This is a genomic window from Kordiimonas lipolytica, assembly GCF_001550065.1.
Genome location: NZ_LRUB01000017.1, coordinates 78818 through 102314, shown reverse-complemented (window position 1 = coordinate 102314; position 23497 = coordinate 78818). Strand labels below are relative to the sequence as shown.

26 protein-coding genes and 1 other RNA gene are annotated in these 23497 nt (G+C 57.1%); 15 read left to right on the top strand and 12 right to left on the bottom strand.

The window, feature by feature from the left end:
• Positions 1–33: 33 nt before the first annotated feature.
• Positions 34–130, bottom strand: an RNA gene (ffs, locus tag KORM41_RS08500) — signal recognition particle sRNA small type.
• A gap of 85 nt (positions 131–215) precedes the next feature.
• Here ffs and nudC point away from each other — a divergent pair.
• Entirely contained in the window at positions 216–1193 is a 978-nt protein-coding gene (nudC, locus tag KORM41_RS08495; protein ID WP_068143412.1) for an NAD(+) diphosphatase, read from the top strand.
• Between the two features lie 49 nt (positions 1194–1242).
• Positions 1243–1683 (top strand): PAS domain-containing protein, encoded by a 441-nt coding sequence (locus KORM41_RS08490; protein WP_068143410.1) that lies wholly within the window; start codon positions 1243–1245, stop codon positions 1681–1683.
• Between the two features lie 43 nt (positions 1684–1726).
• On the opposite strand, the gene KORM41_RS08485 is transcribed toward KORM41_RS08490, so the two are convergent.
• Genes KORM41_RS08485 through cobB form a run of 3 tightly spaced genes read right to left on the bottom strand, consistent with a single transcriptional unit; the run spans position 1727 to position 3165 of the window.
• Entirely contained in the window at positions 1727–2140 is a 414-nt protein-coding gene (locus KORM41_RS08485; RefSeq protein ID WP_068143408.1) for a cupin domain-containing protein, read from the bottom strand.
• A 10-nt stretch (positions 2141–2150) separates the two neighbouring features.
• Positions 2151–2450, bottom strand: a complete 300-nt coding sequence (locus tag KORM41_RS08480) for a 4a-hydroxytetrahydrobiopterin dehydratase (protein WP_068143405.1) — start codon at positions 2448–2450, stop codon at positions 2151–2153.
• Between the two features lies 1 nt (position 2451).
• A complete protein-coding gene (gene cobB, locus KORM41_RS08475; protein WP_068143403.1) occupies positions 2452–3165 on the bottom strand; it encodes a Sir2 family NAD+-dependent deacetylase in 714 nt (237 codons plus the stop codon).
• 82 nt (positions 3166–3247) lie between these two features.
• Between cobB and KORM41_RS08470 the strand changes: the two genes are divergently transcribed.
• Together KORM41_RS08470 and KORM41_RS08465 are read left to right on the top strand one after the other, a co-directional pair.
• Complete coding sequence (locus tag KORM41_RS08470; protein WP_068143402.1) at positions 3248–3721, top strand: low molecular weight protein-tyrosine-phosphatase; 474 nt, start codon at positions 3248–3250, stop codon at positions 3719–3721.
• Between the two features lie 7 nt (positions 3722–3728).
• Positions 3729–4601, top strand: coding sequence for a fructosamine kinase family protein (locus tag KORM41_RS08465; RefSeq protein WP_082719641.1), 873 nt, complete (start codon positions 3729–3731; stop codon positions 4599–4601).
• Here KORM41_RS08465 and KORM41_RS08460 read toward each other — a convergent pair.
• Positions 4598–6154 carry an alkaline phosphatase D family protein gene (locus tag KORM41_RS08460; protein WP_068143399.1) on the bottom strand — a complete coding sequence of 519 codons (1557 nt, stop codon included), beginning with the start codon at positions 6152–6154 and terminating at the stop codon, positions 4598–4600. The genes KORM41_RS08465 and KORM41_RS08460 overlap by 4 nt on opposite strands.
• Before the next feature lie 182 nt (positions 6155–6336).
• Here KORM41_RS08460 and KORM41_RS08455 point away from each other — a divergent pair, with 182 nt between their 5' ends.
• Positions 6337–7221 (top strand): alpha/beta fold hydrolase, encoded by an 885-nt coding sequence (locus tag KORM41_RS08455; protein ID WP_068143397.1) that lies wholly within the window; start codon positions 6337–6339, stop codon positions 7219–7221.
• Here KORM41_RS08455 and thpR read toward each other — a convergent pair.
• Both thpR and KORM41_RS08445 read right to left on the bottom strand, forming a co-directional pair.
• Positions 7190–7792: an RNA 2',3'-cyclic phosphodiesterase gene (gene thpR, locus KORM41_RS08450; protein ID WP_068143395.1), complete on the bottom strand. Its 603-nt coding sequence runs from the start codon at positions 7790–7792 to the stop codon at positions 7190–7192. The genes KORM41_RS08455 and thpR overlap by 32 nt on opposite strands.
• Before the next feature lie 68 nt (positions 7793–7860).
• Positions 7861–8538, bottom strand: a complete 678-nt coding sequence (locus tag KORM41_RS08445; protein ID WP_082719640.1) for an arylesterase — start codon at positions 8536–8538, stop codon at positions 7861–7863.
• 74 nt (positions 8539–8612) lie between these two features.
• Between KORM41_RS08445 and KORM41_RS08440 the strand changes: the two genes are divergently transcribed.
• The 5 genes from KORM41_RS08440 to KORM41_RS08420 all read left to right on the top strand — a co-directional run bounded on the left by KORM41_RS08440 (position 8613) and on the right by KORM41_RS08420 (position 15359).
• Positions 8613–9353 (top strand): ABC transporter ATP-binding protein, encoded by a 741-nt coding sequence (locus tag KORM41_RS08440; protein WP_068143393.1) that lies wholly within the window; start codon positions 8613–8615, stop codon positions 9351–9353.
• Positions 9350–11884, top strand: a complete 2535-nt coding sequence (locus KORM41_RS08435; protein ID WP_068143391.1) for an ABC transporter permease — start codon at positions 9350–9352, stop codon at positions 11882–11884. Before KORM41_RS08440 ends, KORM41_RS08435 begins: the two co-directional genes overlap by 4 nt.
• A 139-nt stretch (positions 11885–12023) precedes the next feature.
• Complete coding sequence (locus tag KORM41_RS08430; RefSeq protein WP_068143388.1) at positions 12024–12752, top strand: Bax inhibitor-1/YccA family protein; 729 nt, start codon at positions 12024–12026, stop codon at positions 12750–12752.
• A gap of 154 nt (positions 12753–12906) precedes the next feature.
• Complete coding sequence (locus KORM41_RS08425) at positions 12907–13992, top strand: DUF547 domain-containing protein (protein WP_068143385.1); 1086 nt, start codon at positions 12907–12909, stop codon at positions 13990–13992.
• Positions 13993–14174: 182 nt separating this feature from the next.
• Positions 14175–15359 carry a DUF547 domain-containing protein gene (locus KORM41_RS08420; protein WP_068143383.1) on the top strand — a complete coding sequence of 395 codons (1185 nt, stop codon included), beginning with the start codon at positions 14175–14177 and terminating at the stop codon, positions 15357–15359.
• Positions 15360–15362: 3 nt separating this feature from the next.
• Here KORM41_RS08420 and KORM41_RS08415 read toward each other — a convergent pair whose 3' ends face one another.
• Both KORM41_RS08415 and bioB read right to left on the bottom strand, forming a co-directional pair.
• Positions 15363–16625: an adenosylmethionine--8-amino-7-oxononanoate transaminase gene (locus tag KORM41_RS08415; protein ID WP_068143381.1), complete on the bottom strand. Its 1263-nt coding sequence runs from the start codon at positions 16623–16625 to the stop codon at positions 15363–15365.
• 1 nt (position 16626) lies between these two features.
• The gene (gene bioB / locus KORM41_RS08410) at positions 16627–17607 is read right to left on the bottom strand and encodes a biotin synthase BioB (protein ID WP_068143379.1); all 981 of its coding nucleotides are present in this window, start codon (positions 17605–17607) and stop codon (positions 16627–16629) included.
• A gap of 130 nt (positions 17608–17737) precedes the next feature.
• On the opposite strand from bioB, the gene KORM41_RS08405 reads away from it, so the two are divergent.
• The 5 genes from KORM41_RS08405 (at position 17738) to KORM41_RS08385 (ending at position 21517) form a co-directional block, all read left to right on the top strand.
• Complete coding sequence (locus tag KORM41_RS08405; RefSeq protein WP_197420910.1) at positions 17738–18928, top strand: aminotransferase class I/II-fold pyridoxal phosphate-dependent enzyme; 1191 nt, start codon at positions 17738–17740, stop codon at positions 18926–18928.
• Position 18929: 1 nt separating this feature from the next.
• Positions 18930–19616 carry a dethiobiotin synthase gene (bioD, locus tag KORM41_RS08400; RefSeq protein ID WP_068143377.1) on the top strand — a complete coding sequence of 229 codons (687 nt, stop codon included), beginning with the start codon at positions 18930–18932 and terminating at the stop codon, positions 19614–19616.
• 215 nt (positions 19617–19831) lie between these two features.
• The gene (locus KORM41_RS08395; protein ID WP_068143374.1) at positions 19832–20056 is read left to right on the top strand and encodes a hypothetical protein; all 225 of its coding nucleotides are present in this window, start codon (positions 19832–19834) and stop codon (positions 20054–20056) included.
• A gap of 262 nt (positions 20057–20318) precedes the next feature.
• Positions 20319–21101 carry a helix-turn-helix transcriptional regulator gene (locus KORM41_RS08390; protein ID WP_068143373.1) on the top strand — a complete coding sequence of 261 codons (783 nt, stop codon included), beginning with the start codon at positions 20319–20321 and terminating at the stop codon, positions 21099–21101.
• Between the two features lie 161 nt (positions 21102–21262).
• The gene (locus KORM41_RS08385) at positions 21263–21517 is read left to right on the top strand and encodes a sulfurtransferase TusA family protein (protein ID WP_068143371.1); all 255 of its coding nucleotides are present in this window, start codon (positions 21263–21265) and stop codon (positions 21515–21517) included.
• 3 nt (positions 21518–21520) lie between these two features.
• Here KORM41_RS08385 and KORM41_RS08380 read toward each other — a convergent pair whose 3' ends face one another.
• The 3 genes from KORM41_RS08380 to KORM41_RS08370 are packed head-to-tail and all read right to left on the bottom strand — an operon-like array spanning position 21521 to position 23485.
• Positions 21521–21769, bottom strand: coding sequence for a hypothetical protein (locus KORM41_RS08380; RefSeq protein ID WP_068143370.1), 249 nt, complete (start codon positions 21767–21769; stop codon positions 21521–21523).
• Between the two features lie 7 nt (positions 21770–21776).
• A complete protein-coding gene (locus KORM41_RS08375) occupies positions 21777–22544 on the bottom strand; it encodes a TIGR02186 family protein (protein WP_068143368.1) in 768 nt (255 codons plus the stop codon).
• On the bottom strand, positions 22544–23485 hold the full coding sequence (locus KORM41_RS08370) for a sulfite exporter TauE/SafE family protein (protein WP_068143367.1): 942 nt from the start codon (positions 23483–23485) through the stop codon (positions 22544–22546). Before KORM41_RS08370 ends, KORM41_RS08375 begins: the two co-directional genes overlap by 1 nt.
• Between the last annotated feature and the right edge of the window lie 12 nt (positions 23486–23497).

Sequence of the window (23497 nt, the reverse complement as noted above, 5' to 3'; positions counted from 1 at the left end):
AATTCCTTGCGCGTTCATCTTGATCCCCTGAAAGGGTGGGAGGGCCAATGCGACCCATGCCTAACTCGTTACGGCTGCTTCCTTTCGGACCTGACCGGGTTGGCGAGCGGAATGTCCGCCGGCTCTCCCGGGGGTGTATATGGCGATTCTTGAAGTGACTTGCAAGAGTAATGTGTCCGCCCTAGGTAATGGGTTGTCTAATTTGGGAGCTTTTTATGGCGCTTTCGCCCGTACCGACCGCTTTTTCCGGCAATCCGCTTGACCGTGCCGAGCACATGAGGGAAGACCCGGAAATATTCGGCACCTGCATGGACCGGGACGATGCCCGAGTCGTGCTGTTCGCCGCGGAAGGTGCGCGGGATGAGGACAGTAGCAGCTTCCTGCCGCGCAATGACTATTGGATTTTGACAGAACCGGCCGGCGACATCGCCTGGCAAAAACCCTCTGCGATCCGCCTGCTGCCCGCACAGAACACCATCTTTCTTGGCCTTACCGCTGAGGGTGCGCCCCGTTATGCCATCCTGCTTGATGGCACAACTGATGATTTCACCCCATTTTTCGAGCCACAGGGCGCCAAGTTTCGTGATGGCCGCAATGTCGCTCACAAACTGACCGATCCGGTGGGTGAACCACATCCTTCGCTGGGGATCGTCGCGCAGGCCAAGAGCATGCTGATGTGGCATGAAAGCCACCGTTTCTGCGCCAAATGCGGCGTGGAAAGCGAATTGATCAAAGCGGGCTACGAACGTGAATGCCCGGCTTGTCACGCCCATCATTTTCCGCGCACGGACCCCGTGGTGATCATGCTGGTGCGGCGCGGCGACATGGCACTTGTGGGGCGTGGCAAAGGCTGGCCCGAAGGCAATTTTTCTGCGCTCGCGGGTTTCATGGAGCCGGGCGAAAGTATGGAAGAAGCCGTTGCGCGGGAAGTTTTTGAGGAAGTCGGCCTGAAGACTGTGAGCGTGCGCTATGTCACCAGCCAGCCATGGCCCTGGCCATCGACCCTGATGATCGGTGTGGAAGCCTGGGTGGAAGAAGGCGAAATCAGCCTTCAAGAGGCTGAGATCGCCGAAGCGCTCTGGATTTCTAAAGACGATGTCCGTGCAAGCCAGAAAGGTGAAAGCGCCTACCGATTGGTACCGCCACCCTTTGCAATTGCGCATAACCTTGTTAAAGCGTGGCTGGAAGAGTAACGTCAGCCATGGGTGGCTGACCCGATTTTAGCAAAGCTGGACCTCTGTGATGGATCTTTCCCGCATACAAAATCTATTGCTGGACTATTGGAAAGACTGGCACGCCAACCATGGCGGCTTGCCCGCGCGCAGAGATCTGGACGTGCGCACTGTCGGCAAATATCTGCCGCATGTTGTCATCTTTGACATCCTTGATGACCCGCTCGACTTTCATTATCGCCTTGTGGGCACCGAAGTTCGCGCCCATACGCACGGCGACTATACAGGCATGAAACTGAGCGAGATGGAAGGCAAGGGCCCCGGCAGCAAGATTTGGGAATTTCTGGACACCGTGCGCACCAGCAAGGAACCGCTTTTCCGCGAAGTGCCCTATGTCGGGCCGCAAAAGGCCTTCCTGCGCTCCACGCTTCTTTTCCTGCCACTTGCGAACGACCACCAGACACCGGACAAAATTTTGCTGGTGAGCAACTTCATTTCCAAGACTGCCTGACCACCCAAGGGGGTGAAGCTCGGCCAGCCCCGGGTCCCAGCCGCTATTGCGGTCGTTCGTCTTCGCGCATGTTCGTGTTAGGCACACCTTTGGACCCGGCGTAAAACACCAGGACTTCCAGGTCCGCATTACCTGTATTGCAGCCCTCATGCGCGACATGCTGCGCTTCGATCAGCATATCGCCGGCCTTGAACAGCTTCACCTCACCCGTGGCGTAAGTGACGGTCAGCTCCCCTGATTTCACCAGCCCGAAGGTGGGCACCGGGTGGCTATGCCAGCCGTTGCATTCCCCGGGCTTCTGCACCACGTCAACACCTGTGATCTCTGCCTGCCCTTCCGGGTAACCGATCTTGTTCCCCAGAACGTCTTCTGTGCCCTTCAGCTTCACATCCGCCCCCGCTATTGCAGGTCCAGCAACAAACATGCTGACCGCAAGGGCCATTGCCGTGGTTTTCATGGCAGTCTCCTTAAGCGGCGAAACCATCCATCGCGGTCGCCATCTGGAAATCAAGGGTTGTGACACCGTCGGCGTCGTGCGTGGTCATCTTCACCTCAACCCGGTTATAGACATTGAACCATTCAGGGTGATGGTCCATTTTTTCGGCCAGAAGAGCAGCACGATTCATGAAGCCCCAGGCTTCGGAAAAATCGGCAAACTGAAAAGTCTTCTTGATGGCTTTCTCATCCGCATCATAGACCCAGCCGGAAACTGTAGCCAGGGCTGCATCGCGTTCGGCGTCTGTCATCTTTGTTGGTCTGTCACTCATTTTACTGTCCCTTCTTCAATAACTCATCCACCAGGGGCGGCATCAGTTCGCCTGCCATGCCGTGGCGGCATTCTTCAAAATAGCTGACGCCCGCGCTGGGCTCCAGGTTGACTTCAATTGTATGTGCGTGCCCGATCCGCCGCACCTCTGCCACAAAGCCGGCCGCCGGATAGACATTGCCGCTGGTCCCAACCGATATGAACAGGTCGCAGGCCCTGAGGCGCGTATAAATCAGGTCCATATGGTATGGCATCTCGCCGAACCAGACGATGTCGGGCCGAAGTCCGGGTGCAGCGCCACATGATGGGCAGGGTGTTGCCTGCGTGCAATCGGTCGTCCAATCATGGCGCATGCCGCAGTGCACGCACCTGACCCGGCAGAGTTCGCCGTGCATATGGATCACACCCTCTGCTCCGCCGCGCTCGTGCAGGTTATCGACATTCTGGGTCACCACCGTCACGCGGCCATCCAGCTCCTTTTGGAGACGGGCGATGGCCTTGTGAGCATCATTGGGCTGAACAGTAGGCAGCTGAGCGCGCCTAAGGTTATAGAAGCGCTGCACCAGCTTGGGGTCACGCGCGAAGGCTTCAGGTGTGGCCACATCTTCCACCCGGTGTTCTTCCCACAGCCCGTCATTGTCGCGAAAGGTGCGCACGCCGGATTCGGCGGAAACACCCGCCCCGGTCAGTATGACGATGTCCCTGTATGGCCCCATGCGCTCTTTCTCTCCCCGTCAAGATACGCTACTGGTTAACAAGGGATACTTATAGGCAAAAGCGGCGCGGGAGCAAATCCAGATGGTGAAAGTTTTGTTTGTTTGCATGGGGAACATCTGCCGGTCCCCGATGGCGGAAGGTGCGTTCCGTGCTGCCGTCGACAAAGCGGGGCTTTCAGACCGCATCACAATCGACAGCGCCGGCACCATCAGCTATCACGCTGGCAACCCGCCCGACCGTCGCGCCCAGGCCACCGCGAAAAAGAACGGCATCGATATTTCCGGCCAGCGGGCACGACAGGTGCGCGACGACGACTTCCACACCTTCGACCATATCCTGGTGATGGACCACGACAACCTGCAGAACCTGATGGACCGCGCAGCACCTGAACACCAGGGCCGGATCGAGCTGTTCATGAGCTACGCGCCCGACCACCCTTATGAAGAAATGCCAGACCCATACTATGGTGAAGTGAACCAGTTCGACCTGTGCTTTGAGGCAGCAGCGGAAGCTGCCGCGGGCCTTCTTGAAGCCATCAAAGCGCGACACCTTTAGACGCGCCATGGCTTCCCCGCTCGCACAGAAACTCGCGAAAGCACTTGGTAGCCCCGTGACGGCCTCAAAACCCATGCGCGGCGGCGACATCGCCGATGTCTCCTGCCTGACACTGGGGGACGGACGCAAGGTAGTGGCCAAGCGCCCACGCGCCGATCAGGGTGACACCACCAAGCTTGAAGCCATGATGCTGAAGCATCTTCGGGCCGCGAGCGATCTGCCGGTACCGGACGTGTTGTTCCAGGAAGCCGGCATATTGGTGATCAGCCATATAGACCACAAGGGCATCATTGACCCGCGCGCGGCGGCTGAGGATGTGGCAAAGCACGTGTCGGCACTTCACCGCGTGATAGACACAGGCAAGAAGCCCTATGGCTTCAAGGCGGACACCGTGATCGGCCCCTTGCCGCAGAAGAACACGCTATGCGCAGACTGGATCACTTTTTTCCGTGACAACCGCCTCTTGGCCATGGCGCGGTCATGCCTCAACACCAGCCGCATTGACGCAGCCTTCATGAAAAGGGTTGAGGCGCTGGCCGTCAAACTGCCAGACCTAATCCCTGCCGACCCCGGCGCTAGCCTGCTGCATGGTGACCTGTGGGCCGGGAACATGCTGATTGATGGTGACCGTGCCGCTGGCTTTATCGACCCCGCCATATCCTATGGCCACCGCGAAATGGACCTGGCCTTCATTCAGCTGATGGGCGGAATGGACCCGGCTTTCTTCGATGCTTATCACGCGCATTTCGCCATCGAGCCCGGCTTTATGGAAGAACGCACGGCGCTCTATCAGCTATGGCCGCTTCTGGTCCACGTACGGCTGTTCGGTGGCGGGTACGTTCACCAAACAGCCAACATTCTGGAGCGCTTCGGCGTTTAAGCTTCCTGTGGGCCAGCCACGCCGTCTTCCACCACATATCGCTTGAAACTGCTGGCCTCCAGGTCCGGCTTCAGCACATCGTTAACCACGCGCAAGTCGGCTGTGAATGTGTCCTTTGTCAGGTCGCACAGGGTATAACCACGGTGCCTGCCTTCATAGAGCTTGATATGCGGGTTTTCCGGCAAGGACCTGACGTTTTTCGGCCAATGGCTGTTGCCGCTTGTAATCGAGGTTGCGACAAATTCACTGGCCAGTGTTTTCGATGCCGGGTCGCTGAAGTCCTGCTTCACGTCACACACGTAGGACGCATGCACATCGCCGCCGATAATGATCGGGTTTGAGACGGGCCGTTGTTCGATCAGGTCAAGCACCTTGTCGCGCGAGGCCACATAGCCGTCCCAATATTCGCTGCCAATCAGCTCGCCCTCGCCCAACTGATAGTCATGCTTGGAAAACAGCATGCCCTGGGCCATCACATTCCACTTCGCCCCGGACCGGCCATACCCCCAGCCCAGCCACTTTTCCTGGGCCTCGCCCAGAATAGTGCGATTGGGGTCAAACCGCTCCGCGCAATTCACCTGCTGCCAACCCCCGTCTTCCGGTGTCTGGCACGGCTGGTCTGACCTGTACTGGCGCGTATCCAGCATGCTGATTTCCATCAGGTCACCGAAATTGACCCGCTGATAGAGATGCATATCGGGCCCTGCCGGCGTGGCTGCCCGGCGCAGCGGCAAATGCTCAAAATAGGCTTTATAGGCAGCCGCCCTTCGGATCAGGAAGGTGCGCGGGTCTTCATAAAGCGCATCCTGGTCTGCGGCATAATCATTGGCGACTTCATGATCATCCCATGTCAGCAGCCAGCTTGTATGGGCATGGGCGGCCTGCAGGTCTGTATCAAGCTTATAGGCCGCATGCAGCGCGCGATAGTCATCAAGCGATCGGGCCAGCATCGTCGGCACATGCCGCAATATCGGGTCATAGGAGTGCTCATAGATATAGTCGCCCAGATGCACGATCAGGTCGACATCCTGCGCGATCATATCGCGGTATGCCTTGAAATAACCGACAGTGTAATTCTGGCAGGAGGCAAAAGCAAAACGGTAGCAGTCTGTTGGTGCCATGAAGGCTGGCGTGGTGCGGCCCCGCCCCACCGGGCTGACCTCATCCCCCGCCATGAAGCGGTAAAAGTATGGCCTGCCCGGCTCCAGCCCCGTTACATCCACATGCACCGCGTGCGCATTTTCAGGGTAAGCAATGGCGCTTCCCTGTCGCACCACTTTCCTGAACCGGTCATCCACAGCCACTTCATAGCGCACAGGGACCGGGTCGCCGCCCACAGCCATCGCGTCAAGCGGGTTGGGGGCCAACCGTGTCCAGATCACAAAACCCGTGGGAAGCGGGTCGCCCGATGCCACGCCCAATGTGAAGGGATAGCTGGCAAAACGAGGTTTACCCGTCAACCATGCTGGCGTAGCCAAGAGCGGTTTCGAAAATGCCGCCAAGCCAAGAAGGCTAGCCCCCCGCAAAATCTGACGCCGTGAAAAATTGCCCATGAAAGCCCCCTTCTGGAAAATCTTGTCTGAACAGTCAGGATTACGCGGCGAGTGTCACAGATTTATGACCAAATGGGAAGCAATCGCGTCACGCAAAGTTGAGATGATGTCACTGGCTGCATGGTCCTGACCGCCTATGATTTGAATGGGGCAGGCATAAAGGCATAAAGCGAGGACTACCCATGCGCATACTGGCGATCCTGAAATCAAAGAAATTCTGGTGCTGTCTCCTGGCGCTTCCCTTTCTTCTGGTTGGTTGCGCCTCCGCTTATATCTCCATGCAGCCGCGGTTCGATCATGACGAATTCGCCATGCGCCGGGCTGTTGCCACCAAGGCCGAGGAGCTCTACCAGCTCAGCTATCTTGAGGGCGGAGCCCCTACGGGTCAGCGGGTTATTTTTGTGCATGGCACGCCCGGCGATTCATCAGACTGGTATGACATGCTGAAGAACGCACCCGATGGGTTTCAGTTTATCGCCGTTGATCGGCCCGGCTTTGGCCAGACCCGACCTGACCGTGCCCAGACATCCATCATGGCACAGGCCCAGGCGCTGGGGCCGCTCATTACCATGCCGGAACGCGGCAAGCCCATTCTGGTCGGCCACTCGCTGGGCGGCCCGATTGTGGCTGCAGCGGCCACGCTGTATGGTGACAAGGTTGGCGGTATCATCATCGCAGCGGGTGCACTGGATCCTGACCTTGAAGAAGTCATGTGGATACAGCGACTGGGGGCCGTGCCACCCTTTTCCTGGCTGCTGCAACGGGAACTCAGGAATGCCAATCTTGAGCTGATCGGCCTTGAAGATGAACTACGCGCCCTTGAGCCACGCCTCAAGAACATCCATGTGCCGGTCACCATCGTGCACGGCACGGCAGACGAGCTGGTACCCTATGCCAACACGGATTATATGCTGCGGGAATTTACGGACACGGTGCCAAAGCTGGTTACCCTTGAAGGCACCAACCATTTCCTGCCCTGGAATGCGCGCGGCGCGCTGTTGGACGCCATAACCGACATGGCGTCCAGGCTGCCTGCTACCAGGCTGGTTCCAGTTCAAAGCCGCTGAAGGCAGTGAAATCCTCGTCCTCGGTCTCGCCCTCATAGGCACGGCCAAACCGGCTTTCGACGGTGTAGAAGGACCCCTCGCACGTCAGCTGGCTGGAAAACAGCGTGAAATGATCCACCGTCCACGCGGGTGTCCGCAGGATTTCATGCTCCGTCAGCCAGTCGCCGATGCGAGCCTGCGCCCCCCGGCGAAACCGCGCCAGCGTAACATGCGGCTTGTATTTCCTGCGTTCCACATCCACCCCCACGCTTTCCAGCGCGAAGCAAATCTTCTCATGCAAATGTACAAGTGGCTTTCTGTCAGACACACCGGCCCACAGGTTCTTGGGCTGTTTGGGCTTCCCAAAAAGACCAACGCCCCTGAGGTCGAGCTCAAAGGGCGTCACAATTATCCGGGAAAGCTCGCTTTCGATTTCATGCATTGTTCGCTTGGGAACATCGCCGATAAAAGCAAGGGTTAGATGGAGCTGGTCATCCCGCTGCCAGTGTGCACATTCCACACCGCCGCGCGCCTCATCGAGCGCAGATCGCACATTTTCGGGAATTTCCAGGCCGACAAATAAACGAACCATGGTCGACCTCCCTAAAAGAGTCGTAAGCGACAAGATTTCGTGGGTCACATACCCACGACACACTAACTCTAGCGTAAAATCAGGTCTTTGACTACTGGTCCGATATTATTCACGATAATTTTTACGCCCTCGGCGTTGGGGTGAATTCCGTCAGTCTGGTTAAGCGCCGGATCGGCTGCCACCCCTTCAAGAAAGAAGGGATAAAGCGGCTGGCCGTATTTTTCCGCCGTTGCCTTGTAGGATGGATTGAAGATTTCAGCATAATCCGGGCCCAGGTTTGGCGGCGCCATCATGCCGCCAATCAACACCGGGATACCGCGTTCGGTCAGAAGCCCGACCATGGCATCAATATTGTCGCGAGTGATTTTTGGGTCGATCCCCCGAAGGCCATCATTGCCGCCCAGTGTCAGGATCACGAGATCCGGCCTGCCGCCTTCAAAAGGTGCAAGCCCCCACTCAAGCCGTGACCGGCCGCCCGATGTGGTATCACCAGACACGCCCGCATTCGTCACCTTTACCGGGACATTCATATTGGCATTCAGCCAGTCTTCAAGCTGGTCCGTGAAACCGTCTCCTGCCTCAAGGCCATAGCCTGCGGTCAAGCTGTCGCCAAACGCCAGTATTTCAACCGTATCTGCCGCACTTTCGCCATCCGTCGCGCTTACGGTGCTTCCGGGCGCAAAAGTCGTCCAAATGACCGCAGTAAGCGTATAGAAAAAAAGTTTGAGCGTTTGATTGACCTTCACGAGGCAAACTCCCAGCTTATAGAGACGTTTAAAACCATAATCAGAATATCTGGCAGCGAAGAGAGACAATTACAATGGCTGACACTTCCAGCATCATCAAATTATCCGATGTCACGCTGACGCTCGAGAGCGGCGCGGGCCCTGTGAATATCCTGAAGGGCATCAGTTTCGGCATCGAAAAAGGCGAAACTGTGGGCATTGTTGGCCCATCGGGCAGCGGCAAATCATCGCTGATGAGCCTGATGACCGGCCTGGAGCAGGCAACGACCGGATCAGTAGAAGTTGACGGCCTGACATTCGAGGGCGCAGACGAAGACACGCTTGCCCGCCACCGGCTGAAGGGCGTGGGCATCGTGATGCAAGCCTTCCACCTGATCCCCACCATGACGGCATTGGAAAACGTGGCCGTGCCACTTGAACTTGCGGGCGTCAACGACGCCTTCGACCGCGCGGCCAAGGAACTTGAGGCTGTGGGCCTTGCGCACCGGATGGACCATTACCCGGCGCAGCTTTCGGGCGGCGAACAACAGCGAGTGGCTTTGGCCCGCGCACTGGCCCCTGAGCCCGCAATCCTGTTTGGTGACGAACCCACAGGCAACCTGGACGGCAAGACCGGCCATGCCATCATCAAACTGATCTTCGATCTCGCCGAAGCGCGCGGGTCCACCCTTGTGCTGGTGACCCACGACCCGGAGCTCGCCGACCGCTGCGACCGTGTGATTTCAATGGCCGATGGTAAAGTGGTGGACGATACGGGCAACACCAAGTCCGTCACTGGCGACATGGGCGTTATGGGCAAGGTGTCAAACAAATGATCAGCCGCAACCCCGCCCTGCCAGTGGCGTTAAGGCTGGCGCTTCGGGAACTTCGTGGCGGCCTTTCGGGCTTCCGCATCTTCATGGCCTGCCTGATTTTGGGCGTGACTGCCATCGCCGCCGTCGGCTCGCTCACCCGCGCGATCCAGGAAGGCATGGAGCGCGAAGGACAATCGATCCTTGGCGGCGACATGGAGATCAACATTTTCCAGGCTCAACTGGGGCCTGAAGCCAGAACATGGCTGAATGAACGCGGCACGCTTTCCGATAGCGCGCGCCTTCGCACCATGGCGCGGGTTGACGGCGCGCCCCGGTCCACCCTTGTGGAACTCCGGGCGGTCGATGGCCTATACCCGCTTTATGGGGATTTCGTCACCAAACCAATGCTCGATAACGAAGCGCTGTTTGAAAAGCGCGCGGGTAAATGGGGCGTGGCGATTGACCCGCTGCTGGCTGACCGCCTGGGCGTTGAACCCGGCGACACACTGATCTTCGGCAACGTGAAAGCCGATATCCGCGCGTTCATTGAGAAGGAACCCGACAAGGCCAACATGGGCTTCCAGCTTGGCCCCAGCGTGATGATCCGCCGCGCAGCCCTTGAAGAAACCGGCCTGATCACAACCGGCAGCCTGGTGAACTTCTATTACAAACTTAAAATGCCTGCAGGCACCGATATCAAGGCCGTGCGCGAAGATTTGAAGGAAGCTTTCCCGGACGCCAACTGGCGGGTGCGTGACCGGTCCACGAGTGCGCCGGGACTTCGCCGCTTCATTGACCAGATGGGTATCTTCCTCACGCTCGTCGGCATTTCCGCGCTGGTTGTTGGCGGTGTGGGTGTGGGCAATGCGGTGCGCGGCTATATGGACCGCAAGACCAAGACCATCGCCACCTTCAAGATACTGGGTGCGGACGGCAGCACAGTTTTCAAAACCTATTTCTTCCAGATACTGCTGATTGGCCTGATCGCCATCGCGGTTGGCATGATCGTGGGTTCAATGCTACCGAGCGTGCTGGCGATGTTCCTGCCTGACACGCTCCCGGTCCGCCCCGATGGCGGGGTTTACCCTTTGGCGCTCTTCCTCTCTGCCCTTTATGGCCTGATGATCACCGTCGCCTTCGCGGTTTGGCCGCTTGGCAAAGCGCGGGACCTGCCGCCGGTGCGCCTGTTCCGGGCGCTCGTGGCACCTGAGAGCCGCTGGCCGCGCTTCATCTATGTTGCCACCATCTTCGGTGCCGCCACCGTTGTAGTGCTGCTGGCGGTTGGCATGTCAGACAACCGTATGCTCGCGGCAGGCTTCATGGGCGGCGCTGGGCTGACACTTGGCCTTCTAAGGTTCACCAGTTGGCTGATTGAACGGCTGGCATCCAAGGCGCCGCGGTCACGAAACCCACTGATCCGCATGGCCGTTGCGAACCTGCACCGGCCCGGGGCGGCCACGGGTGCGGTCGTGATCTCGCTCGGGCTTGGCCTGACGCTCTTTTCCACGCTGGCGCTGATTGAAGGCAACTTGTCAGAACGCCTGACTGAACAGGTGCCGGAAGAGGCCCCGGCCTTCTTCCTTCTGGACATTCAGGGCCATCAGCTTGCGGAATTCGAAGCGAAAGCCAAGGGCATCGACGGGGTTGAGGAGCTGGTGAGTGTGCCGAACCTCAGGGGCCGGGTGACCAAACTGAACGGCGTGAACGCGTCTGAAGTTGAAGTGGCCCAGAATGTGCGCTGGATCTTGCGCGGGGACCGCGGCCTTTCCTATATGGAAGAGCTGGGCAACGGCAGCCATCTGGTTGAAGGCGACTGGTGGCCCGCTGGCTATGCAGGTGAACCTGAAGTCAGCCTAGGCAAGGAAGCTGCAGACGGCCTCGGCCTCAAAATAGGCGACACCATCAGCGTTTCTGTGCTGGGGCGTGAGATCACAGCGACAGTCCGGTCGCTCAGGGAGATTGACTGGGGCACCTTCGGCTTCAATTTCGTGATCCTGTTTGACCCGAACACGCTCAAGGCCGCGCCGCACACCTATATGGCAACACTGAAGGCGTCGAACGAAGCGGAAGTGGAAGCCCACAAAGTGCTGACGAACGCTTTCCCCAATGTCACGGCCATCCGCATGAAAGAGGTGCTCTCAAGCGTCAACACCATGATGGACCAGATCGGCACTGCCGTGCGGGCGACAGCCGCTGTTGCCATCATCGCCGGCATTCTGGTGTTGGCGGGCGCGATTGCTGCCGGTTTCCGCCAGCGGGTCTATGAAAGCGTGATCCTGAAGGTGGTGGGCGCCGTCAGGGGCCAGATTCTCAGGGCATACCTGTTGGAATATACCCTTATCGGCCTGATTACAGCCGCCATCGCGCTGGGGCTTGGCAGCCTTACGGGATGGATCGTGGTGGATTTCGTCATGGATATGGAATTCAGCTTCCTGCCCGCGCCGATGATTTTCACCGTGGTCACAAGCCTGTTGGTGACCATTCTGTTCGGTTTGGGCTCTAGCTACAGGGCACTGGGGATCAAGCCGAACGCGGTCCTGCGGACCGAGTGATCAAATGCAGGATTTTCAGTGATAGATAAAGTCTATCGCCTTGGAAATTCTGCGATCAAATTCTTGCGAATACGGTTGCAAGCAAAAGGGCGAATGCCCATATTAGCTGCAACTGACTGTAACCCCATGGGGAGCAACTATCGTGGAACGATACAATACTACTTTCCGGGCTGGCTCTGCCACCCAAACTGCTGAGTTCGATGAAGGCCTGCGCGCCTACATGCTCAAGGTCTATAACTATATGGCGTCCGGCGTTCTGCTGACCGGCATTGTTGCCATGGTTTTTGGCAACATGCTGATGGGCAGCCAGGAGCTGGTTCAAACTGTATACGGCTCGCCGCTTCGTTGGGTTCTGGCGCTCGCGCCGCTAGCCTTCATTATGGTGATGAGCTTCGGTGTTCAAAAAATGAGCTCCGGCACACTGCAGATGGTCTTCTGGGCGTTCGCCACCGTTATGGGCCTGTCGCTGGCGTCGATTTTCCTAGTTTACACCGGTGAGAGTATCGCACGGACTTTCTTCATCACTGCAGCTTCTTTCGGTGCGCTTAGCCTTTACGGCTATACCACGAAGAAAAGCCTGTCCGGCATGGGCACCTTCCTGTTCATGGGCCTGATTGGCCTGATCATCGCAAGCGTTGTGAACATGTTCATGCAGTCTTCGATGATGCAGTTCGTTATTTCTGTTGCAGGCGTACTGATCTTCGCTGGCCTCACTGCCTATGACACGCAGCGCATCAAGCACAGCTACTATATGATGGCCACGGGCGAAGCTGTCGCCAAAGGCGCGATCATGGGTGCTGTAAGCCTGTACCTCGATTTCGTGAACCTGTTCATGTATCTGCTGAGCTTCCTTGGCAATCGCGAATAGGCGAAAAGCTGCATAAGAAACACACAAAGCCCGGCCTCACCGCCGGGCTTTTTCTTTGGCCTGTGCGTGTAGACAGCTCCTCATCGCAATAGTTGTCTTAATAACACTTTAAGGCTAACATCTCTTCAACTCGATACTGGGGGAGAGACTTTGCATGCGACCGCTTTTAGCCATACTGACAATCGCATTATTATTCGCGCACCCTGCACTCGCAGAGGAAAAACTATCCATCAGCTATGCCGACTGGGACATGGTTCTGAAGGAAACTGTGATGGATACAGGGCGGTCTGACCGCAAACCCGCAGCGCGTATTAAAACCGCCCCAGCGTCAAGGCTCACAAAAACCAACCCCAACCCCACCCGACTTGAAGCCAACAGAGTGTTTTTCCATGCACTTGGGGACAGCAACAAAGCCTATGTGGCTGCGATTGTAGACGGTCTGTCCCGCGTGCCAGATGATGTTCCGCTGACCGAATTTTCACCAGATGAGCAGCTCGCCTACTGGCTGAACCTACATAACGCCACGGCCTTCACCCAGATCGCCCAAGTGTATCCCCAATCAAACTTGAAGGGCTTTCACAAAGAAAACTGGACAAGAAAGATACTAACCGTTGCAGGCAAGCGGATGTCGCTCAAGGATATTGAAACCTATGTGGTAAACCACTGGCAGGATCCCCGGGTGCTTTATGGTTTCTACCAGGGCACCATCGGCGGGCCAAACCTGCGACGCGAGGCTTATACCGCGCAAAATGTTTGGGCCAACCTTGAAGATAATGCGCGCGAATTTGTTAACAGCCTGCGCGGCATCCAGTTGTGGGATGAAGGTGCGCGCGTCTCAACGCTTTATGCCAATTATGCCTCCTTATTTCCCGACTTTGACCGGAACCTGAAAGCTCACCTGATGCGCTATACAGACGTTCGCATGACCAGCCTGATTGCCAATCTGAGCACATTCGAGCCTGACATTTCAGACTGGTACATAGCCGATCTCTATAACGGACATCTCGGTCTGACGACCTCCGCCAACACGAACCCGGCAAGAATTGTTTTAGCCACCGCATCAAACCCAAATGCGTCCCCACAAGACATCGCTGCTATAATCCGAAAAACTTCATCATCCGGAAAATACCCCAGGCATGTGCAGGAATTCCTGACAGAGTTGGTTGAGCGGAAGCGACACCTGCGGGAAGCAGAGGTTGGGATTGAAGAGCTCGACCCAGGAGAGATTGCAGATCAATAGCTCATAGCCCGTATTTGGTGTGACACCCGCAGCCTGACCGATTACTACACCGAGCTAAAGTTATAAAAATACTCCGCAAAGCATAGTTTCAGACCAGTCATACTTGTAGACTTGGAATACTGCCCCTATATTTTTCTTATAATTAAAACAACTTCATTGACGCGAGATAGTGGGGAATTTCAATGAACATCATCAAGGGTGCCTGCGCGGCCATCACCGGCGCAATTCTGACCGTAAGCATCTCTGCAACGGCTTCTGAGCCGCTTTTGCCGACAGCCTATAATCCGAATTCACAAACTGCCCTCAAGTATGAGGACATGGACTATCTTCTGGAAAAGACAGTCCTGCCACTGGGACGGTCCGACCATAAGCCAGCCCGGCGCGTTTGGCCGGGCTCTGGCACCGGGACACGTTTCGTGCGCGACAACCCCGAACCTTCGCGCCTTGAGGGCAACCGGATCATGTTCCATGACATCAAGACCAGCGAGCAGGAGTTCGTGGTACGCGAGGTGCGGGACGTGCTCTTGGACCTGCCGGAGAAAATTGACCTCACAAGGTTGAACAAAAACGAGCAACTGGCCTATTGGCTGAACCTGCACAACGCGATTGTCTATGCCAAGATTGCTGACCGCTATCCGGTCACGCTTGTTGACCGCCTGTATGGTGACTGCACAGACCCAGACCATGAAGACCGTTTCTATTGCGACCGCCAATTTGATGTCATGGGCACCATGGTTTCACCTTATGACATCCGCCAGCATGTGCTCGATAACTGGGATGACCCGGTTGTCATTTACGGCTTCTTCCTGGGCTCGGTGGGTTCGCCCAACCTGCGTACCAAAGCTTACACTGGAGAGACCGTCTATGCCGACCTTGAAGACAACGCGCGAGACTTTGTGAACAGCATTCGCGGCACCCGTATCAAGGATGATTATATTCTCCGCGTCTCTACCTATTATCGGGATGTCGCGCAAAAGTTCCCGAATTTCGAACGCGACCTTCTGGCACATATCAACAAATACGCCCGACGTGATTTCGGCTTCCTGCTTGGTCCCGTGACCAGCATCGAGGTGAAGCTGGAGGACTGGCATATCGCCGATCTCTATAATGGCTATCTTAGCGCTGCCAACGGCGGCGCCAACTTCCAGTCAGTTGGTCGAAATGGCCGAAACCTTGATGTCAGCATGTATCCGCCACATGTGCAGCGCCTGTTAGTGGACGTTGTCAGGCGGAACATGAATCGCGCCGGAAATGTCAGCATCCAGCAAGTAAAGCTGGATCCAAAAGCAGCACCTGAAACAGAAATGGATGAGGAAATCGAGGTTGCGCCAACCAAGGCGGAGGATGGCGAACCAGATGGCCGCTAAGCCTTAAACCTCAGACAATACCTTGTAGATTGAGCCGGTGAGCTTCGTTAAGTCCGCCGGCTCAATGATAAGTGGCGGCGTCAGATAGACAATGTCGCGGAAAGGCCTGATCCACACGCCCTCTGCCACAAACTTCGGCTTCAGCGCTTCAATGCCTGACGCGTCTTCAAGCTGCACAACACCGATGGCACCCTTCACCCTCACGCTTTTCACATTGTCCAGAAACCCGCACGGCGCCAGCTCCGCCATCATCTGATGCTGGATAGCTTCTGCCCGCGCGGCGTAATCTTCCCGCTCGAACAGATCAAGCGACGCATTGGCCGCCGCACAGCCAAGCGCATGCGCCATATAGGTGGGCCCGTGCATCAGCGCCTTCATCGGATCGTCGTCATAGAAGGCATCAAATATTGCGTCCCGGGCCACACAGACGCTGAGCGGCGCCACACCCCCAGACAAGGCTTTCGACAGCGTTACCATATCAGGCACGATGTCGGCCTGATCGATGGCGAAGCGGGTGCCTGTGCGGTAAAAGCCTGTGAAAATCTCGTCCACGATCATCAGCACGCCCGCTGCATCGCACGCCATACGGATCCACTTGAGCGTTTCAGGCGTGTGGAACACCATGCCGCCCGCACCCTGCACCAGTGGCTCTGTAATAACCGCGGCCACGTCGGGGGCATTCACCTTGAGGAAGGCGGCGAAGCGTTCGGCATCTTCCGGGGTGCGCGGCAAATCCGTTAGCAGGTTTTCCGCCAGCATGCCTTTGAAGAGGCCGTGCATACCCTCTTCCGGGTCACACACTGCCATGGTGCCAAGCGTGTCACCGTGGTAGGTGCCGCGAAAATGAACAAACTTGGTGCGCTTTTCACCGCGGTTCATGAAATATTGCGCCGCCATCTTCATGGCCACCTCGACCGACACAGAACCGGATTCGGCGATGAATGCACGGTTCAGGTCCCCCGGCAGCATATCGGCCAGCCGCTTCGACAACTTCAGCGCCTGCTCATGCACCAAACCACCAAACATCACGTGCGGCATGGTATCCAGCTGGGCTTTCATGGCTTCAATGATATGCGGGTGGTTATAGCCGTGCGCCGCAGCCCACCAACTGGAGATGCCGTCGATCAGTTGGCGCCCGTCCTCAAGCGTGATCCGCACGCCGTTTGTCGCCTTCACCGGCAGCGGTGGGGTAGCGGTTTTCATTTGGGTATAGGGCAGCCATATATGCCCGATACCCTCGTCAAACCATGTTGGCTGGCCTGTCATCTTATGCCGGGCTGAGGCCGAGCTTTTGGAACAGGGCCATATCCTTGTTGTTTTCCGGGTTCGGCGTGGTCAAAAGCTGCTCGCCATAGAATATGCTGCTGGCGCCCGCGAGGAAACACAGCGCCTGCGCCTCTTCCGTCATTTCCTGACGGCCTGCAGAAAGCCGCACCTCAGATTTCGGCATCATGATGCGCGCGACCGCGATGGTGCGCACGAACTCAAGCGGATCGAGCCGTTCGACATGTTCAAGCGGCGTGCCCGGCACAGCCACCAGCATGTTGATCGGCACACTGTCCGGGTGATGGTCCAGGTTCGCGAGCGTCTGCAACATACCCGCACGGTCTTCAACGCGCTCGCCCATGCCGACGATACCGCCGGAGCAGACATTGATTCCCGCCTCACGGACGCGATTCAGTGTATCGATGCGGTCCTGATAGGTCCGTGTTGTAATGATTTCACCGTAAAATTCCTCGGACGTATCCACATTGTGGTTATAGTAATCGAGGCCCGCGTCCTTCAGCTTTTTTGTGTGGCAATCGGAGAGCATGCCCAGTGTCATGCAGGTTTCCATGCCCAATTCCTTCACGCCTTCGACCATAGCGACAATGGTGTCCATGTCGCGGTCCTTGGGGCTCGTCCATGCCGCCCCCATGCAGTAGCGTGACGCACCACCGGCTTTTGCTTTCTTCGCGGCTTCCACCACGCGCTCGACCTCCATCAGCTTGGTCGCGTCAAGGCCGGTACCGTTCTTGTACTTCGCTGACTGGGAGCAATAGCCGCAATCTTCGGCACAACCGCCCGTCTTGATCGAAATCAGCTGGCTAAGCTGCACCTTGTTGGGGTCATGATAAAGGCGGTGAACACGCCCGGCCTCAAACACCAGATCCATAAACGGCTTTTCAAACAAGGCCATAACCTCTTCCCGTGTCCAGTCATGGCGGATCGGGGCGTCCTGAGTGTCGATTTTAGCTGGGGCGTTCATGCGTTTCTCTCCTTGCCGCACGCCTGTGTGCGGGTGGTCTTTTTGCGGGCGCTAATGTGAAGGGATAGGCTGGGAAGTCAAGGAAAAACGGGCATTGACTGGGCCTTCCGCAGGCCTTAAGTCAGCCCCCATGCAACAGATCAAAAAGCCCCACCCCGCCATGCCAGACAGCCTGTCAGATTTTGCCCTTGGAAAGCTGGCTTCACTTGAAGCAAAAAACCAGCGGCGCACGCTTGTGGACACGGCGCGGTCCATGGCCATGGCGCTTTCAGTTGATGGTGGTGCGCCGCTTATCAGCTTCACGGACAATGACTATCTGGGTCTGTCAACCCACCCAGACGTTATCGACGCTGCCAAGGCAGCCGCAGACCAGTTCGGGGCCGGGGCCGGGGCCAGCCGCCTCGTGACCGGCAATCACCCGCTTTACCGCAAACTGGAACAGAAGATCGCTGCCCTCAAAGGCACAGAAGATGCTGCCGTGTTCGGGTCAGGCTATCTGGCGAACGTGGGCATTATCCCAACCCTTGTGGGCAAGGAAGACCTGATCATCGCAGATGAGCTGGTGCATACCTGCATCCACGCGGGCGTCCAGCTTTCACGCGCCACCGTGAAATTCTTCCGCCATAATGACGTGGGCCACGCGGCAGAATTGCTGGCGGAGCACAGAGCAGCTCATGGCCGCTGCCTAATGGTTGTGGACGGCGTCTATTCCATGGACGGCGACATCGCCCCCCTGAAGGAACTTGGCCTGCTTGCACAAAACCATGATGCCTGGCTTCTGGCAGATGACGCCCACGCACTGGGTACCATCGGTGGCGGGCGCGGGTCCATGCACGCCACTGGCGCTGAAGGCCTGGTGCCGCTGCAGATGGGAACGCTCTCGAAAGCTGTTGGCTCGTACGGCGGATACCTGGCTGCATCAAAGCCTGTGATTGACCTGATCAAGACCCGCGCACGGTCTTTCATCTATACGACGGGCCTGCCGCCTGCCGCCGTTGGTGCCAGCCTGAAAGCGCTTGAACTCATCGAAAACGACCAGGAAAAGGTCGCGCGCCCCGTCAAACTGGCGCGAACCTTTGCGGCTGCACTTGGCCTTCCAGCACCCGACACGCCCATCGTTCCCCTTGTGATTGGTACAGAGGCTGACGCGCTAGGGGCATCCGACGCACTGGCCACTGAAGGCTTCAAGGTGATCGCCTTCCGCCCGCCCACTGTGCCTGAAGGCACGTCGCGGCTCAGGTTCAGCTTTTCCGCGAGCCACCGGGATGCTGACGTCGACAGGCTGATTGCCGTATGCAAAAAACTTGGTTTGGGAGACTGATATGGCTGGACTTTTCATCACATCCTCCGGCACTGAGATCGGCAAGACACTTGTGACCGCAGCACTGTGCCATCAGGCCCGCGAAATGGGCATGGATCTGACAGCCCTGAAGCCCATTATCAGCGGCTTTGACGACAACACCATGGCTGAAAGCGACACGGCTGTGATCGCCAAAGCGCTTGGACTGCCCATCCACGCCGACACGCTGGACCAGATCTCACCGTTCCGCTTCAAGGCCCCGCTGGCCCCTACGATGGCGGCAAAGGCAGAAAGCCGCACGCTTGAATATGATGCCGTGATCAGCACATGCAGGAAAGCCCTTGAGGCTGATACTTTCACGCTTATCGAGGGCGTTGGCGGATCTTTTGTGCCGCTCACCGGCGACCGGCTTGTGGCCGACTGGATCGCGGACCTTGGGCTTGAAAGCCTGCTGGTGGTCGGCAGTTACCTGGGCACCATTTCCCACACCATCAGTACAGTGGAGGCCATGCAGGCGCGCGGGCTAAAGGTGCGGGGTATCATTGTCAGTGAAAGCGCGCCCGGCACGATCTATGACAACCCTGACCTGTCCGAGACGGCAGAGGAGATCGAGGGCCTGACCAACCTACCGGTTGCGACTATTCCCCGTATTCAGGCAACCGACCCGTGGCGCCATGCGCCAGCACTACTGCATCTGCTTGAGGCCTGAACGGGCAAGCACCCTCCTGCCCCAATTTGACACGGCAAGCCTTACCAACAGGCGGCAGCTTTCACCCGGCAGCTTTGTCCGCTCTCACGCCTGACGGGTGACACAATAGCGGGCATATCCCCCCAACCCCTTGAAAACCCTAAAGGCCAAAAGTTGGCACGCCTGTTGCTCATAAGGAGGGCAAGTTTCAAACGCCGCTTCGAGGAGTTAATCAGATGCAACAGTCCCAGCCATTCGACCCAAACTTTTATTTTGGTCTCGTCGCCGAGAACCTTTTGAAGAATTTGGGCCCCAAGGCGCTCGACTATGCGGATGAGGCGCTTTCCAAGATGAAGGCAATTGGTGACGACGAGGGTTTCGACCTGTGGCTATCGATTCATGAGCATCTGACCACGATCGCAGCAGGTTCGTTCAAACCCAACCGGGCCGTTGTTCACTAGGCACCAGTTTCAGTTTTGAGTTTGCGGACGGAACATCTCTCAGCACCCGGCACCCAACCGTTCCGTCCGTTTTACCGGGAACACCCAACCCGGTAAAAGCCCGCCCTCACCCAGGGCGGGCTTTATTTATGGCCACCAGAAATAATCACGATCAAGGGGCGACATTGTTCGGTGAAATGTATATATTTCGTTTAATTGGCGGCTGTTCTGCTCATTGTTACAAATAATAAAGCAATACCGATCACCAAACGGAGACTCTTTTGTGGAAAGTGTCAGCACCCTGATCGGCCAACTGGAGGCGGTCGATACCAGCCATGATGTATGGCAGCTGTTTCTTGATTTTGTTGGCGAGCGTGGCTTTAAATGCGCCACTTATGGCTATAGCTATGCACCCATCAATTCCCGAATTGTAACTGAAAACGGCAAAGATACACACGTCCGGGTGTCGTTGGCAGGCAGAACCTGGATCACCAGCATGCCCAAAGAAGGCGTCGAGGAATATCTGAGCCGCAAATACGAAAAGGTGGACCCGATGATCCACCAGATCGAACGCCGGTCCATGCAGCCACTTTACATGGCGCGCGACCTTCTGGACCCTCGCGATCCCAATTTCGAAGGCTTCGATTTCATTCTGCAACGAGCCGAGCATTATGGCATCTTTTCTGCCGTCGGCTTCCCGCTCAGGCATCCGTTTGGGCGCGGCCATGGGGAAGTGACACTGCACTGCGAAAAGCGGATTGGTGACCTCAAGAACATCATGCGAATGCACGGCGACGAGGTGCATCTGGCAAGCCTTTATATGCACACCTTCTATCAGCCGCTGGAGCGCACCGAGCGTGCCGCAAGCGTCGGCATCAAGGGACGCCCGCTCGAAGTCCTGCAGCAACTGAACGCGGGCCTTACAAACGGCCAGATCGCCGAACGCCTTGGCGTCAGCGCACCAACGGTCTCCTTTCACATCAAGGAACTGAAAGACGCGCTTGAGGTCACCTCCACCCGCGAGATCCTACCAAGCGCCCTTCGCCTTGGCATTCTCGAAGACTGACCTCATCAAACGGCGAAGACCGCCTTGCCATACCCCCGCCCGGCTTCTATATAGCGCGCCTGTTAACGCGCTATTGAGAAATGGCCATTAAACTCAAAGCCAAGGTAGCGCCCGGTTAAACCGCGGCGATCCTGTCACCCATTGGGTTAGGGTTATGAATAATGGATGATACCGACGAACGGTTCGCAGCTCATCTGGACGTTTCAGGCATGTTATGCCCGATGCCGATCCTTCGCGCCCGGCGAAAGCTGGATGATCTTGCCCCCGGCGATATGCTGCTGCTGACCGCAACTGATCCGGCCGTGGTTCAGGATATGCCAGCCTTTTGTTCAATGGCTGGCCATACACTGGTGATGGCACGCGTTGAAGGTGACAAATATTTATTTGAGATCAGGAAAGGCAGTAGCGAGCGTTAATCGCTATAGCTTTGCGCCGCAATGGGGGCAGGCAAAGCGTTTGTTCCAGGCGTGCAAGATACCGTTCTTATCTTTGTAAACCTCAAGCCCACAAGCCGGGCATTTTTTCTGTTGCTCGGCATATAGACGCGCAAACAGTGCCGCCCACGCAAAGAAGCAAAAAACCGCAAACCAAACAGAGGGCCAGTGTGATACTCCAGCAACCGTAATCACCAGCAACAGCAAGAAAAAAAGTTTGTTCGCGCGGCTCATGAAAATTCTATTTCTTGCCCAGCACACCAGCAAGCCAACCGGCAGCAAGCGCCACAATAACGGCCACAATGCCGTACCAGAAGGGATAGCCGTGAGCGAAATTATAGGCCGCCCGCTCAAAGCCTTCTTTGTCCACAGTCAGGCTGATCCGGTTTCTGGACCGCATGCTACCGTGCTGGAAAATAAAGGTTTCCACAATAAACTCGCCAACCGGCACATTGGCGGGCAGGTGCACATTGGTGCGAAACAGACCCTGGCCGATAATCGCGACTTCGTCCTTTTCCTGCCGGTAAAGGCCATCACCGCTTCTGAGACGGAAAAGCGCCTCGCGAAATTCTGGATCAGGCATCATCAGGCCATTGCCACTGTCTGCCACCAGCGGCAAGTTATGGAAACCAATGCCGTATGACGCGAAAGCAACCGGATTGGCAATTTCATTGAGCGGGCGCGTGGCCGCCACCGCATAATAACCAGGCGCACTTGGGAAGCGCATATCATCTGCGTTGACCCAGATGGCGCCTACCCTGGCCTTCTTGCGCACAACCGCAGGCGCTTCAGGACCACGCACCACAATGACCACGTCATAGTCTTCCTGCCGCACATCAATGTTGGTGGACCCGACAGCGCCGAAAAGGATCAGTTCGGCGCCAGAGAAGCTGTAGCGAATTTCGATCCGCTTGTTCGATAGATCCGTCACCAGGGCATGCGCAGATGAGCTTGGCACCAGTGCCAGGCCAAGCAGCAACATGAGGGCCATTGCCTTCCTGATCGCCATCAGTGCCGCTCCCCGATTTCCTCGAGGTCTGCGACCGAATAAAGCTCTGGCGGTTCAACCACCAGCGCCACAGCCATCTTTGCGCACACAAGTAGCACCATCAGCGCCAGAAGCGCGCGAAGCTGTTCAGCTTTCAGCTTCATACCGATCCGGGCGCCGATTTGGGCGCCGATCACGGCCCCCGGCAGCAACAGGATCGCAAGAAAGATGTCCACCGTCTGGGTATTCACCGAATGGAAAATGGTGGTCAGGGCCGTCACAAATATGATCTGGAACAGCGAGGTGCCGATCACCACGTTGGTTGGCATCGCAAGGATATAGATCATGGCGGGCACCATCACGAAACCGCCGCCCACGCCCATGATGGCTGAAAGCACACCAACAAAGAAGCCGATCAACAGCGGCAGCAGCGCCGAAATATAGAGCCGGGATTTGCGAAACCTCATCTTGAAAGGTAGCGCGTGAATCCAGGCCTTGTGCCTTTCCTCGCGGGGTTTCCGCGGCGGCACATAGCCGCGCCGCTGGCGCATGATCGCCCGCATGCTTTCCCAGAACATCAGGCCGCCAATGAGCCCGAGGAACACTACATAGGCGATCGAGATCATCAGATCGACCTGCCCGAGCGATCGCAAATAGGTGAAGATTTCAGCGCCGATGAAAGCGCCCACCGCGCCGCCCGCAATCAACACAACGCCCATTTTCACATCGACGCCCTGACGGCGCCAATGAGCAATCACGCCCGATACGCTCGCTGCGGTAATCTGATTCGACTGGGTCGCCACAGCAACGGCCGGCGGCACGCCTGCGAAAATCAGTAGCGGTGTCATCAGGAAGCCGCCGCCCACGCCAAAGATGCCGGACAAAAGGCCCACAAGGGCGCCCATGCCCATGACAACAAAGACATTCATCGACAGTTCTGCAATGGGTAGATACAGAGGCATGCTGCTTCGGAT